Raw genomic sequence first — 13,889 nt, 5'->3', positions numbered from 1 at the left:
TATTTAATTGTTTTTATTTTTTTGCTTTCAAATAATTTTCATTCACCTTTTCCCAATTGATTACATTAAAAAATGCTGCCATATAATCCGGGCGACGGTTTTGATAGTTCAAATAATAAGCGTGTTCCCAAACATCCATTCCTAAAATAGGTGTACCCTTGCACTCTGCAATATCCATCATAGGATTATCCTGATTTGGAGAACTGCATACACACAATTTACCGTCAGCCTTTACACATAACCAAGCCCATCCGCTACCAAAACGAGTTGCTCCTGCTGCTGTGAAATCCGCTTTAAATTTATCAAAACCACCCAATTCAGCTTCAATGGCTTTACCAACTTCGTTCGAAGGAACACCACCTCCATTTGGAGACATAATTTCCCAAAATAAGGAGTGATTAAAATGACCACCACCATTATTACGCACGGCCATTGGATACTCTGAAATATTTTTACATATATCTTCAATGGATAATTTCTCTGCATCAGTTCCTGCAATAGCATTATTCAAATTCGTAACATAGGCCTGATGATGTTTTCCGTGGTGTATTTCCATAGTCTTTGCATCAATATGTGGTTCCAATGCATTGAATGCATAGTTTAATTTAGGTAATTCAAACGCCATAATCTTATTTTTTAAATTGTTAGGATAACAAATATAATTTATTGAAAGAGATAAAACAAAAAAACCTCTCCATTACCGGAGAGGTTTTAATAATAATTAGAGTTTGTTTATTCTTTAATCAATTTTGCGTACTCAGTTTTGTTATTCGACTGAATTTTTACAAAATAAACTCCTTGATTTAAAGTAGAAATATTTAAAGATAATTTACTTTCGTTTGAATTAACCAACATAACATTTTTACCGGTGATATCAACGATAGTTACATTTTTATCAAAATTGTTATTGAATTCTAATACTACTTCATTAACAGCTGGATTTGGATACATTCCAAAAGATTTAACATCCGCATTACGCTCGTTTAATCCTACGCAAGTTGTAACACTTTGTGTGAAATTAGCAGTTAATGAACAAGTAGCATCAGTTACTGTATAAGAAGTTGTTACAGTTGGAGAAACTACAATTGTTTTTGTAGATTGTCCGCCCGGTGACCACGAATAAGTAACACCATAACCTGCATCTAAAGTTGCACTAGAACCACTACACAACATGTTGGTTGTACTTGAAACAGCTAAAGAAGCAGTCCATTGTGTAATTGTATAAGTAGCGGAACAAGCATTAGTACCGGTACCAATAACTGAATAAGTTGCATTAGCTGTTGGAGTAACTGCAATAGTACTTGTAGTTTGACCACCCGGCATCCAAGAATAAGTAGCAGCGCCAGTTGCGGTGATTACTACTGAATTTCCTGAACATACTACGGGTGAAGCACTGGTAACAGTAACATCAGGAGCAGCTTGAACTGTAATAGTTTTTACAACCGGAGCACTTGGAGTAAACCCATCTAATGCAATTAAGGTAACCGTTTGAACACCACCCATTGTAAATGTAACAACAGGATTTTGAACTAAAGTATTTCCAGCTGTTGCGCCTGTTAAACTATATCCCCAAGCAGTTGCTGTACCTGAAGTAACAGAACCTGTAATTTGAACAGTTTGACCTGCACAAGGTGAAGTAGGAGTCCAAGAGAAGTCAACCACAGGAGCTTGACCGAATACGCTCATTCCCAATAAAGTAAGGAGAGCAAAGAACATTTTAGTAGATTTTTTCATTTTTTTGTTTTAATTGGTTTAAGTCGCAAATTTAACAATTAATTCATTCGGAATTAATGAATTAACAAATAATTAACTGTGTAAAATTTAAAATTCCCCCAAAAAAGGTGAATAAAAGCCTCAATAGCTCTTTTCTAATTCTTATTTAAATAAACCTGGCCTTGTCTCCAAATATCCACTGCCTGATACCAATGATCTTTATAAAACTGCGAACGCTCTAAAACATAATCATTATCACTAAACGGATTGTTTGTTTTTGTAAAAACATAGCGGAAGGAATTTGGGTTATTTTCTAAACCATACAACCAGGTTTCTGATTGTTTACCTTTATAAATGTAATTTGGTTTTCCGAGCACAATTAAAAGCATACCTCTGTCACTTTTCCAACCCTCACAATAACTGGTATAATATTTATTCGCCTCTTTCACCCGATTATAATATCGTTTTAATAATTCTTTTGCTCTTTCTTTGCTGCCTCCGATGTTCACCCAAAACTCGTCAATTGCATTTTTTTGATCAGGAGCATTTAAACACTTTTCATACTCATCTTTACCCATTATATAACGTGTTGCTTTTATCATCTCTTCATTTGTACTAATTCCGGGATATGAATTCCCGAAACAAAATAAACTTAAGCCTTCATTTACCAACGTGTTTGAGCGCAAATGATAAAATCCTTTATTAGGCATGATTATTTCCAATTTATCATCCACTTTTTCTAAATAAAAAGTACTATCCGCCACGTATTTCATTTCATCAGACTTTTTAGTTGAAAAGGGAGGAAATGCAGGCGGAAATTCTTTAATAAAGCAATCAACTACAAATTTACTCTCCTGTAATTTCGTTTCTATTTGAAGGGTATCCTTTTCTTTAAAATGGTGTAAAAACGAAGGTTTTTTCTTCACATTAACCAAATAATGTTGGCTTCCATAATTTTCTTTTTTATAAACAGACTGCCCTTTGATATAAATTATTTTTTTATTTAGATCAAGTACTTTAATGTCGATATAGTAGTTTTGTCCCTTTTGAACTTTAAAAGTAAACATGGTTTTAAGTGAAGATGGTGCTATTATTTCCCCTGCTCTATCATTTAGATAAATCGAAGAACTATCCAATACTATTCTTGATGCGTAATCCGGAATTAACAAAGCGCTCACTTTAATTTCTGCATAAAATGCACTGCTGGTATCCGGACGTTTATACATTAAATTTTCATTCACTACTTCAACCAATAACAAACTTATTGAATCGTTCAAATGATAAACTACTGATTTAACTTCTACCGATTCTTCATCCTGATTAAGCACGCTTTTTGTTGGCTTTTGAGAATACTGTCGGCCTGTGGAGCAAGCACAAAACAATACCAAATAAAAAATTAAAGTTATCTTTGAAAATGTAAAACGCACAGGTAGTAAAATTACGTATTTTAAAACTATCTTTGATTAAATGAAAAATCCGCTTTCATACCGAATTTGGAGAATAATTGGCCTCGCTGTATTATTCATACTCTCATTTATTTTTTTTAAAATCTTAATTTATATCCTTATTTCCATGGTGTTATTTTTCATTTTCTTCCCCTTAACCAGAAGAATTGAAAAAATTAAAATGGGTAGAAAAAGTATTCCCGATTCCATTGCCTCACTTATTACCTTGTTTGTTATTTTAGGCTGCGTATCCGGCTTATTTTTAGTGATTGTTCCTCCTTTACTAAAAGAAGCCGAATTCCTTTCAAATCTTAACTTTTTTGATGTGCTTCATAATATTTTAAATGAATTTCCAACATTGAAAAACCTTTTATTCAAATTTGGAACCGAAGAAGATTTTCACAATAATGTTATTAATCAAATAAGCGAATACATTAATACCGATAATTTAACAGACGCTGCAAATCACTTATTTAGATATTTTGGAACCATAACCGGCGGTACCTTATGTGTTTTATTCATTACGTTCTTTTTTCTGAAAGATCAATTATTGGTTAAGAATGCTATTCTAACTCTAACACCTACCGAAAAAGAAGAAGAAATAAAAGAAGTGATGTCTAAAAGCAAAAAAATTCTCAGTAAATATTTTGCGGGATTATTTTTAGACATGCTTATTGTTGGAAGTTTAGATTTTATCATTCTTAGCATATTAGGAATTAATAACGCCCTTTTAATCGCATTTGTTGCAGGACTCTTCAATATCATACCATATATAGGTTCGGTATTAACCATGTTAATCGCCATATTTTTAGGAGTAAGTGGATGCATTCATGCCGGTAATTATGATATGATTGGGCCTGTAATCAATAAAATATTTATTGCCTTACTAAGTGTAAACTTATTTGACGCTTTTATTGTACAGCCTTTTATATTTTCCAATACAGTAAAAGCACACCCGCTCGAAATTTTTCTGGTTACTTTAATGGCGGCAACCATAGGTGGTATACCCGCTATGATTGTGGCTTTACCCGTTTATACCTTATTTAGAATTATTGCCGGAGAGTTTTTAACCCATCTTAAGTTTTTTCGGAAAATTTCCGAAAAAATTGATAATTGATTTAGAATTTATAATTCTTTCAACAAAACCTCAAACTCATCCGCTTCTATGGTTAAGGCCCTGCCCTCTTCATTCAGTAAGTCATTAATATAATTCAGCTCGGGTAATTGGCTAGCCAAAAGCTCCGTTATTATTAATTTTTTGCCTACCCTCCTTACTTCAATCATTTCATTAGCGCTTATAATTTTGAAATAACTCAAGTCATTACTGTATTTTCTATACTGCGGGAATTTAATATCTTTCAAGTTCATGAGTTTACCCTTTCTAAAGCAAGTAGCTTTACATATTTTTGAGCACCACAAAGATAACACGGAAAATCTATGCGTGGTACTCCCCGGTAAAAGAGGAGCCTTATTTCTCAAAAAATACCTGGCTCAAGTTTTTAAGGAAACTATTTGGTTGCCTACCATTATTAGTGCCGAAGACCTAGTGAGAGAAATCAGTGGATTGCAAACAGCCGATGAAGTGGATCAATTATGTATGCTCTACGATAGCTACCAAACTTTACATAAAACCGCAGCAGAACCTTTTGAAAGTTTTGCCAAATGGGGCGGCTTAATTTTACAGGATTTTAACGAAATAGATCGACACCTGGCCAACCCCAAACAAGTGTATGAAAACCTTGCCGAAATTAAGGAAATAGAAAATTGGAGTTTGAATAATGAGGAATTGACTGAATTTCAGAAAAAATATCTGGCATTTATGCATAGTTTAAGTTTCATATACAGCGATTTTACAACAAAACTTCTTGCAGAAAAATTGGCCTATCAGGGATTAGCCTACCGTGTTGCTACCGAAAAATTAAGCACTTCACAGTTTGACTCTATCTTTTCTAAATATTTATTTTGTGGATTTAATGCTTTAAATACTTCCGAATTAAAAATCATTTCGCATTTAGTTAAAAAACAAAAAGCCGAATTGTTATGGGATGGCGATCCTTATTACCTGAAAAATGTTGATCATGAGGCAGGTCACTTTTTAAGAAAAAATCTTGAATTGTTTCCGCAAAAAAATCCAAGTTTCATTAAAGAACATTTTCTCGAGTCCAAAAAAATAAATATTCTGTCGGTGCCCAAACAAATGGGACAAGCTATGGCGGTAAAACAAATATTAGAAGAGTACATTCAACAAAAAACACCACTCGACTCTATTGCTATCGTTTTAGCTAATGAAAAATTGCTTTGGCCGGTACTAAGACAACTACCAAACGAGGTTGAACATGTTAACATTACCATGGAATACCCATTGAGGTATACCGCCACATCTGCATTATTGGAATCATGCATTCAATTGCAAGTAAGTTTTGATAAACAAGAAAATAAAAACAAATACATTTATTACACCGAATTTATTTCCATCATCAAACAACCCTTGTTTCAAAATTGGCTTCAATTCAATAATATAAATATTTCAATTTCTGCAATCACAGAAGCAATACACAAAAAAAATATTGCCTTTATTCATAAAAAACACCTGATTGAATTTTTTGGTGAATCTTATGCAATTATACAAGCCTTATTTACTGAAGCTAATAATAACCTGGCATTTAACGATGCCTTACAACAACTAATAAATGATTTAATTAATCATTTTAATAAATCAGAACAAAAAAATGAAATAAAACTAGAAAAAGAATATTTATCGCTTTACAAACGTTCTTTTAATCGTATAGGCGATGCGCTTTCTAAATATCCATATTTTAAAAATATCCACGCTTTTAAACAATTATTTAGTCAAATCACAGGCAGTTTAAGTGCGCCGTTTATTGGCGAACCCTTAAAAGGTTTACAAATTATGGGCTTATTAGAAACCCGTACGCTTGATTTTGAACACGTCATTTTTGTAAATGTTAATGAATCTGTTTTACCATCAGGCAAGTCGGTTAATTCTTTTATTCCGAATGATTTAAAAAGAGCTTTTAACTTGCCACTTTATACCGAAAAAGATGCCATTTATTCCTATCATTTTTACCGATTATTACAAAGAGCAAAAGAAGTAAGCATAACCTATGATTGCGAAACCGATACTTTTGGTAAAGGCGAAAAAAGCAGATTTGTTTCTCAATTACAAATAGAACTTCCAAATTACTCTGCCAATATTGAAATTAACGAATACAATGCTGAGTCGGAATTAAAAATGAGAGAGGCGAATAATCAAATCGCTTATCCTAAGAATCAAATTTCCCTGCAGCCAATTTTACATAAAGCAACAACCAATTCCGACTACACCGGATTATCTCCCTCTTCAATTAATACTTACAAGGAATGTGCCTTAAAATTTTATTTTCGATATGGTGCCCTGCTTAAAGAAACCGAAAATGTAGAAGAAAGTGCTGAAAGCAATACCTTCGGATCCATTCTTCATCTTTGTCTGGAAAAATACTATACTCCATTTATCGGGAAACATCTTCAAAGTCAAAGCTTACATACCCATGAAAATAGAATTGAAAAAATGGTGCAAGAAGCTTTTTTGAGCTTTTTTGATTTAGACGAAATTAAGGGTAAAAATTTAATTCAAGCTGCAGTAATAAAAGCCTATCTGGAAAAGCAAATCAAAACCGATTTGAGCTTAAGTACAACTTGTGAGAAAAATGGAGTTTCATTTGTAATAAAGGATTTAGAAAAAGAATTCAATGCCTCATTAATGGTTAATATTGAGGGTGGAGAAAAAGAGGTATTTATAAGAGGTAAAATAGACAGAATTGATAGTGTAAATACCCAGGTTAGAATTATTGACTATAAAAATTCAGTGAAACAAAGCGACAAATTTGTCTTTACCGGTTTTGAAGATCTATTTGATAAAATAGAATATAACAAACAATTGCAATTATTTATGTACGCATGGCTTTTGTATAAGAACAGCTATGCATCTGCCGGATCCCTTCAACCCGGCATCATCGCCTTTAAGGATTATACCTTGCAACCTCATCTAATAAGAACCAAAGAAAAAGAAGAACTAATCTTCAGTGAAAAATTAATACTAGAATTTGAGTTCGCGCTTTCTAAATTCATATCAGAATTACTTGAAACAAATGGAGATTTTAAACAAACCTTAAATTCAGACACCTGCATTTATTGCGGTTATAATCAAATCTGCCTGAAAGAAGTTAAAAGTGCATTTTAAGAATTTACAAATTACAAACTTTTTTAATTATAAACAAGGCTTCAATCATTTGTAAAACCGAAGGAAAAACTTATTTTTGAATCTACTAGACCAATAGGAATGAAAACCGACTTAATCAATCAACTAGAAGAACTGCTCGCTAAGGATGCAGGTGAAGTAGCTCATCAGGTACACGCTCTTCAAAAAGAGTATCAGAAGTTATGGACCAAAGAATTTGAAGAAGCCCGTCAGGTTTTCGTAGACGAAGGCGGAAAAGCGAAAGAATTCAATTATCCTAAGCAAAATGAAGATTTGGTGTTTGAAAATTTAATTGAAAAATACAATACACTCAAAAAAGAAAGCGACGCGAAATTAGCCAATGAACAAACTCGCAATTTAAATATCCGAAAAGAAATTATTGCCAAAATAAATGATTTAAGCCAATTGAGTGATAATGTAGGAGCGGCAATTAAAAAATTACAAGAACTTCAAACAGAATGGAAAGAATGCGGTGCTGTTTCATCACATAAGTACAAAGAGGTACAAGCAGAATATAGCAAAGCCATTGAAGAATTTTATTACAACTTAAAAATTTATCGCGACTTACAAGAACACGACCTTAAAAAGAATTTTGAAAATAAATCTATTTTAATTGAAAAACTCAAGGCCTTAAAAGACACGGAAAATATTAAGGAAACTGAGCGATTAATCAAAATTTACAGAAACGAATGGGATGAACTTGGCCCTGTACCTAACGATAAATGGGATACATTAAAAGGAGAATACAAGACTGCCCTTGACGAAGTATATAGTAAAGTAAAATCATTTTATCATACTGCTGAAGAAAAGAAAGAAGAAAATCTGAAAGAGAAACTGGAATTAATCGAAAAGATTAAAGCAGTACTTGAAACGATTGAAAATTCGGGTCCCGGAAAATGGAATAGTGCTACCGAAGCCATACTTGCCTTGCAGGGCGAATGGAAAAATGTAGGAAGAACCAATGAAAAAGATAACGAAAAAGTTTGGGCAGAATTTCGTGCACTTTGTGATTCCTTCTTTGAAAAAAAGAAAAGCTTTTTTGCCGGACTCAACGAAAAATTTGCTGAAGCCAGAAAAATAAAAAATGAATTGATTGCAAAGGCAGAAGAAATTCAGCACAGTACAGATTGGCAAAAAACCTCTCAAGCATTTTTTAAATTACAGGAAGATTGGAAAAAGCATCCCAGCAACGGAGATAAAGAAGAACCCAAATTATACAAAAGATTCCGTACAGCCTGTAACACCTTTTTTGAAGCGAAAAAAGCCGGAAATGCTCAGAAAGACGCCGAAGAATCAGAAAACCTAAAATTAAAAGAGGAATTAATTTCAGAAATATCGGCCTTTGTTCCCGGCCAAGATTCAGCCGGAGATCAAGAAATTGTTAAAGCATTTTCAGCAAAATGGAATGCAATCGGCCACGTTCCTATTAAAGAGAAAAAACGAATAACCGAACAGTTTTTCAAAAAACTAGATGAGTTATACGATAAACTGAAAATTGATAAAAAAGAAAAAGGTGAAATTCAGTTTAATAATAAATTAGAAAGGCTTTCGAATTCAGGTAATGCATTTGATGCTTTAAGAAAAGAAGCTGATTATTTGAAAAAATTGGCAGACGAAATAAACAGCAACTTACTGACTTACGAAAACAATCTTGGCTTTTTTAAACATTCTAAAGGAAATCCATTGATGGCTGAATTTGAAAATAAAATAGCTGAGGAAAAAACAAAATTGGAAGAAATTAAAGCCAAGCGCAAATTGGTAACTGACGAATTAAATAAAATCAGAGAGAATAACCAATCTAAAGCAGAAGCTAAATAATCAAATAGATATTTTTGGTGCGGAAATTAAACGTGCAAAGAAGTTTTTTTGGCTAACAACTGTTCTTCCGTTTCCACAAAATTTTGATCCGGAATACAACAATCTACCGGACATACAGCCGCACATTGTGGTTCGTCATGAAAACCTTTACACTCGGTACATTTATCTGTTACAATGTAATACACATCCATATTGACAGGAGTTTGTGCTTCATCAGCCTCTGCTTCATTGCCTGAACTTAATCCTTTATATTTCCCTGTAACTCCTGTACCATCAGCAAAGCGCCATTCTGCCCCACCTTCATAAATTGCATTATTCGGACATTCTGGTTCACATGCTCCGCAATTAATACACTCGTCTGTAATTATTATAGCCATTTTACTTAGTTTTGCCTTAATTTTTAGAGAATACAAATATACAATCAAATTATATGAGTTTAAAACAAAGAATAGAGGCCTTTTCTAAAACAGGATTGTTTATAAACCAATTTTATTCTGAAACAAAGCACAACGAAGCTATTCTGCATCAGGGATTTGAAACCATAATCAAACAAGCTTGTTTGTATAATCCTTGGTTTACTCAGAATTATGTTAAAGAATCTTTAATGAATATAGCATCCATGCTTAATGAAGAAAACCTCAACGCATTTACAAAAAATTCGGAAGTCAAAAATCCTAAAACCGTAGCTGTAATTTGCGCCGGCAATATTCCTTGTGTTGCTTTTCATGATATACTCTGTGTTTTATTAAGCGGCCATAAAATTTTGCTTAAATTTTCGACCGATGATTCAATAATCCTTCCTTTCTTATTAAAATTATTGGTTCAATATAATCCCGAATTAGATCAAAAAATCAGAATTGCTAATCAAAGAATAAGTGAATTCGACGCTATTATTGCCACCGGAAGCAATAATACAGCCGCTCATTTTGAGAATTATTTTAAAAAATATCCCAGAATTATCCGAAAGAACAGAAGTTCTCTCGCCGTTTTAAATGGCTCGGAAAGTAAAGAAGAACTTTTTCATTTAGGCAAGGACATATTTACCTATTTTGGTTTGGGATGCAGAAATGTGAATAAGCTTTTGGTGCCCGAAAATTACAATTTCAATGCTTTTTTTGAGGCTATTGTTGACTATGGAGATGTAATTTCGAATAATAAATATGCGAATAACTATGAATATCAAAGGGCTATTTATCTTCTAGAGAATATGAAATTTTTAGATAACAACTTCCTTCTGGTGAAAGAATCTAAAGAATTGCACTCACCCGTCGCCTGCTTATATTACGAATACTACCAAACAAAAGATGATGTAACTAAATATTTAAAACAGCATATTAATGAAACGCAATGCGTAATAAGTAAGGATTATATACCCTTTGGTTATTCACAAAGCCCTGTTATTACTGACTTTGCCGATGGCATAAACACATGGGATTTTTTAGTATCTTTATAGGGTATGATTAAGCATATATTTAGTGGCTTATTTTTATTTTTTGCGTTAAATTCATTCTACGCACAGGTACCTACAGCAACTATTGGTATTCCTACACTTACCTATTGCAGCGGTAAAAGCTACACCTTCTCTTGCATCACTTCAAACACACCTACAACATTTAGTTGGACGGTTTTACCTTCATCGCAGGCAAGTATAGTTACCGGTGGAGATACGCAAAATCCAACCATAGTATTTAACAAAGGAACTGCTTTCACTTTAAGTTTACAGGTAAGTAACAGCTTTAGTTCATCATCAACCAGCCAAACTTTATTAGTTTCACAAAATGCAACGGCCTCTTTCAACGCAAGCTTAAATACAGTTGGTTTTCCAAATCAACTTATTTTAACCAATTATTCCAGCAATAACACCGGAGTAGAGTGGGTTTATAGTGACGGACCTTCTGACTTCATGACAAACACGGTTAAAGATTATACCGCCAGCGGAAATTATACGGTTTCTTTGATCGCTTCTGGATTAAATGGCTGTAACGATACCTCTTCTTACGCATTCAGAATTGCAGATTCGTCAGGCATAACATTACCCAATGTATTTACGCCTAATAACGATAGTGTAAATGATGTTTTCAGACCAATAGCCCGTGGAATACTCACCATGAATGCTTGGATATACAGTAGATACGGTACTTTAATATATCACTGGGATAAACCAAAAGGATATTGGGACGGTCGAACAAGTAGTGGTGAGCCGTGTCAAACCGGTGTTTATTTTTGTGTTTTAGAAGCCACAGGTTTTGATGGCCGTACTTACAAACTCAAAACCAATTTTACCTTACAGCGCTAAACCATCCTACAGGTAAAAAACATATCCTTCAATTATCCCGAACAAAATTATTTTAAAGGAATTAAAAATATTTCTTTAGACCTTAATGAAGGAGAAGTATTGGGCTTAATTGGAAAAAGCGGTAGTGGTAAAACCACTTTAATCAAATGCATTTATGGTTTGGAAGATTTACATAACGGTGAAATAAACCTAAACGGAGAAACAGTAACCGGCCCTTCCTACAATTTAATTCCCGGACATAAAAACATGAGTTTAGTAAGTCAGGAATATTATGTATTAGATAATCATACCGTACAGGAAAACATAACCGATAAATTAATAGGCTATACCGATGAGGCCAAACAAAAAAGAGTTACCCAAATATTAAACTTATTAGAGTTAAATGCACTGCGTAATACCAAAGCACGTTTTTTATCTAGCGGACAGAAACAACGGGTTGCTATAGCACGCGCATTAACAATAATTCCGGATTTACTTTTACTGGATGAACCCTTTAGTAATTTAGATCGTTTATTAAGTGAAAAACTTTACGCCTTTATTAATAAGGAAGTTAAAAAGAAAAACACCTCGGTAATTTTAATTACCCATCAAACCGATGAGGCTTTGAAATATGCAGACAGAATAGGAATTGTAGATGGAGGCAAACTCATTGAGATTAACGAAAAATGGGAGGTATATTATAATCCCAAAAATGTAAAATTGGCCGGCTTATTAGGTGAGTATAATATATTAAAAAAATCAGATTTTGAAAAAGAAGGTGCTCGTACGCTAAAAAAGAATGTCTTTTTACGACCCGATAAAATTACACTAAACAAAACGAATTCAGTATTAAAAATTCCTATCACCATATTACATTGCTCGTACAACGGAAAATGTTATGAAGTATTGGCTGAAACAAAGAACGGACAAACTTTGCTTTTTTATTCCAATACTACACAACCCTCAGGTAAATCCACAATAGCCTCAGTTAAAAATTAAAATTTAGACTTCCATTTAATTAATAATAATACAAAACGGTATAAACTTAATCGTTTATTGTTTTTGTTTTATTATCTTAGTTCGTCAAAAATACAATATGAGCAACGAAACCTTTGAGTCAACAGCCAATACCGCCGACACCATAAAGTGTAAGGACTGTGGTGCCAATTTAAAATTTGCCCCCGGTCAAAATTCACTCACCTGCGAATATTGTAATGCCAATAATATTATTACAACCGAAAAAGCTGAAGTAATTGAAAATGATTACGAGTCGTTCATCAATGAAAAAATGAATACAAGTGAGAAGCAGAATATCAGCACGGTTAAATGTACCAGTTGTGGTTGCTCCACTACTTTACCCCCAAACGTTACTTCCTCTAATTGTCCATATTGTGATACGCCATTAGTAATAAAAGATGCCGCTACCTGCAGTATCATAAAACCTAAATATTTACTTCCGTTTAAGGTTGAAAGAAATAAGGCAAAAGAAGGATTTGTAGGATGGGTTGGTGGATTATGGTTTGCCCCCAATAAATTAAAAGACTACGCCAGACATAGTGCCGAAAAACTAAGAGGAGTATATATGCCATACTGGACTTATGATAGTGCTACCGAAAGTGATTATTCGGGGTTAAGAGGAGAACATTATTATGTAACCGAAACATATAAAGACAGCGAAGGTAAAACGCATACCCGTCAAGTACAACGCACTAACTGGTATCCTGCAAGTGGACACGTAAATAATAATTTTGATGATGTTTTGGTTTGCGCATCGCATTCACTACCTCAAAAATTAGTACAAGAGTTAGAACCCTGGGATTTGCCTGAACTGATCGCTTACGATGATAAATTTTTAGCCGGATTTGTTACCGAAAGCTATCAAACCGAATTAAAAGCTGGCTTTGATGAGGCTAAAGTGAGAATGCAACCAATTATTGAAAGTAGTGTGAGAAGTGATATTGGAGGAGATGTACAACAAATTCATACCATCAATACGAATTATAACGACATTACGTTCAAACATATTTTATTACCGTTATGGATTAGCGCATATAAATACAATAATAAAGTGTATCGCTTTACGGTAAATGCCAGAACCGGCGAAGTACAAGGAGAAAGACCTTATAGCGCATGGAAAATATTCTTCTTTTGTCTGGCTATCGTTGCCATCATAGCCGGAGCACTCTATTTTTATAAAGAAAACAAAAAGTCAAAAGAAGAAATAAATACTTCTGATGAAGGCAGAACAGAAGTAGTTTATAAGCTTAAAAAGGAGAAGAATAACAATAATTTGGCCTGGCCTGATTTTGTTAATTCTAAAAAGGGTTGTTGATTTAATGCTAAAAAAAAATTAATCCCTCACTTTAATTCATTGCGTGAA

The 13,889-nt window shown here is 33.5% G+C and carries 12 protein-coding genes; 7 read left to right on the top strand and 5 right to left on the bottom strand.

Features of this window, described 5'->3' with window-relative positions; genetic code table 11:
* Positions 1 to 13: 13 nt before the first annotated feature.
* The 3 genes from IPM51_04590 to IPM51_04580 all read right to left on the bottom strand — a co-directional run bounded on the left by IPM51_04590 (position 14) and on the right by IPM51_04580 (position 3,041).
* Complete coding sequence (locus tag IPM51_04590) at positions 14 to 628, bottom strand: superoxide dismutase (protein MBK9283580.1); 615 nt, start codon at positions 626 to 628, stop codon at positions 14 to 16.
* Between the two features lie 104 nt (positions 629 to 732).
* The gene (locus IPM51_04585) at positions 733 to 1,734 is read right to left on the bottom strand and encodes a T9SS type A sorting domain-containing protein (GenBank protein ID MBK9283579.1); all 1,002 of its coding nucleotides are present in this window, start codon (positions 1,732 to 1,734) and stop codon (positions 733 to 735) included.
* 134 nt (positions 1,735 to 1,868) lie between these two features.
* Positions 1,869 to 3,041, bottom strand: a complete 1,173-nt coding sequence (locus tag IPM51_04580) for a GWxTD domain-containing protein (protein ID MBK9283578.1) — start codon at positions 3,039 to 3,041, stop codon at positions 1,869 to 1,871.
* 139 nt (positions 3,042 to 3,180) lie between these two features.
* Here IPM51_04580 and IPM51_04575 point away from each other — a divergent pair, with 139 nt between their 5' ends.
* Entirely contained in the window at positions 3,181 to 4,275 is a 1,095-nt protein-coding gene (locus IPM51_04575; protein MBK9283577.1) for an AI-2E family transporter, read from the top strand.
* Between the two features lie 8 nt (positions 4,276 to 4,283).
* Here IPM51_04575 and IPM51_04570 read toward each other — a convergent pair whose 3' ends face one another.
* Entirely contained in the window at positions 4,284 to 4,520 is a 237-nt protein-coding gene (locus IPM51_04570; GenBank protein ID MBK9283576.1) for a hypothetical protein, read from the bottom strand.
* A 4-nt stretch (positions 4,521 to 4,524) separates the two neighbouring features.
* Here IPM51_04570 and IPM51_04565 point away from each other — a divergent pair, with 4 nt between their 5' ends.
* Together IPM51_04565 and IPM51_04560 are read left to right on the top strand one after the other, a co-directional pair.
* On the top strand, positions 4,525 to 7,398 hold the full coding sequence (locus IPM51_04565; protein MBK9283575.1) for a PD-(D/E)XK nuclease family protein: 2,874 nt from the start codon (positions 4,525 to 4,527) through the stop codon (positions 7,396 to 7,398).
* Between the two features lie 99 nt (positions 7,399 to 7,497).
* The gene (locus IPM51_04560) at positions 7,498 to 9,234 is read left to right on the top strand and encodes a DUF349 domain-containing protein (GenBank protein ID MBK9283574.1); all 1,737 of its coding nucleotides are present in this window, start codon (positions 7,498 to 7,500) and stop codon (positions 9,232 to 9,234) included.
* Between the two features lie 26 nt (positions 9,235 to 9,260).
* On the opposite strand, the gene IPM51_04555 is transcribed toward IPM51_04560, so the two are convergent.
* Entirely contained in the window at positions 9,261 to 9,611 is a 351-nt protein-coding gene (locus tag IPM51_04555; GenBank protein ID MBK9283573.1) for a 4Fe-4S dicluster domain-containing protein, read from the bottom strand.
* Positions 9,612 to 9,664: 53 nt separating this feature from the next.
* Between IPM51_04555 and IPM51_04550 the strand changes: the two genes are divergently transcribed.
* The 4 genes from IPM51_04550 to IPM51_04535 all read left to right on the top strand — a co-directional run bounded on the left by IPM51_04550 (position 9,665) and on the right by IPM51_04535 (position 13,841).
* On the top strand, positions 9,665 to 10,687 hold the full coding sequence (locus IPM51_04550; GenBank protein ID MBK9283572.1) for an acyl-CoA reductase: 1,023 nt from the start codon (positions 9,665 to 9,667) through the stop codon (positions 10,685 to 10,687).
* A gap of 3 nt (positions 10,688 to 10,690) precedes the next feature.
* Positions 10,691 to 11,530, top strand: a complete 840-nt coding sequence (locus tag IPM51_04545) for a gliding motility-associated C-terminal domain-containing protein (GenBank protein MBK9283571.1) — start codon at positions 10,691 to 10,693, stop codon at positions 11,528 to 11,530.
* A 99-nt stretch (positions 11,531 to 11,629) separates the two neighbouring features.
* Positions 11,630 to 12,508 (top strand): ABC transporter ATP-binding protein, encoded by an 879-nt coding sequence (locus IPM51_04540; protein ID MBK9283570.1) that lies wholly within the window; start codon positions 11,630 to 11,632, stop codon positions 12,506 to 12,508.
* Between the two features lie 97 nt (positions 12,509 to 12,605).
* Positions 12,606 to 13,841 carry a hypothetical protein gene (locus IPM51_04535; GenBank protein ID MBK9283569.1) on the top strand — a complete coding sequence of 412 codons (1,236 nt, stop codon included), beginning with the start codon at positions 12,606 to 12,608 and terminating at the stop codon, positions 13,839 to 13,841.
* Positions 13,842 to 13,889 lie beyond the last annotated feature (48 nt).

Source organism: Sphingobacteriaceae bacterium (assembly GCA_016715905.1).
Lineage (GTDB): Bacteria > Bacteroidota > Bacteroidia > B-17B0 > Aurantibacillaceae > Aurantibacillus.
This window is presented reverse-complemented; position numbering and strand designations above follow the sequence as displayed.

Bases quoted from the DNA above. Each gene is read 5' to 3' on its own strand.
- IPM51_04585 (MBK9283579.1), bottom strand. From the start codon at position 1,734: ATGAAAAAATCTACTAAAATGTTCTTTGCTCTCCTTACTTTATTGGGA.
- IPM51_04535 (MBK9283569.1), top strand. From the start codon at position 12,606: ATGAGCAACGAAACCTTTGAGTCAACAGCCAATACCGCCGACACCATA.
- IPM51_04550 (MBK9283572.1), top strand. From the start codon at position 9,665: ATGAGTTTAAAACAAAGAATAGAGGCCTTTTCTAAAACAGGATTGTTT.
- IPM51_04545 (MBK9283571.1), top strand. From the start codon at position 10,691: ATGATTAAGCATATATTTAGTGGCTTATTTTTATTTTTTGCGTTAAAT.
- IPM51_04575 (MBK9283577.1), top strand. From the start codon at position 3,181: ATGAAAAATCCGCTTTCATACCGAATTTGGAGAATAATTGGCCTCGCT.
- IPM51_04560 (MBK9283574.1), top strand. From the start codon at position 7,498: ATGAAAACCGACTTAATCAATCAACTAGAAGAACTGCTCGCTAAGGAT.
- IPM51_04555 (MBK9283573.1), bottom strand. From the start codon at position 9,611: ATGGCTATAATAATTACAGACGAGTGTATTAATTGCGGAGCATGTGAA.
- IPM51_04565 (MBK9283575.1), top strand. From the start codon at position 4,525: ATGAGTTTACCCTTTCTAAAGCAAGTAGCTTTACATATTTTTGAGCAC.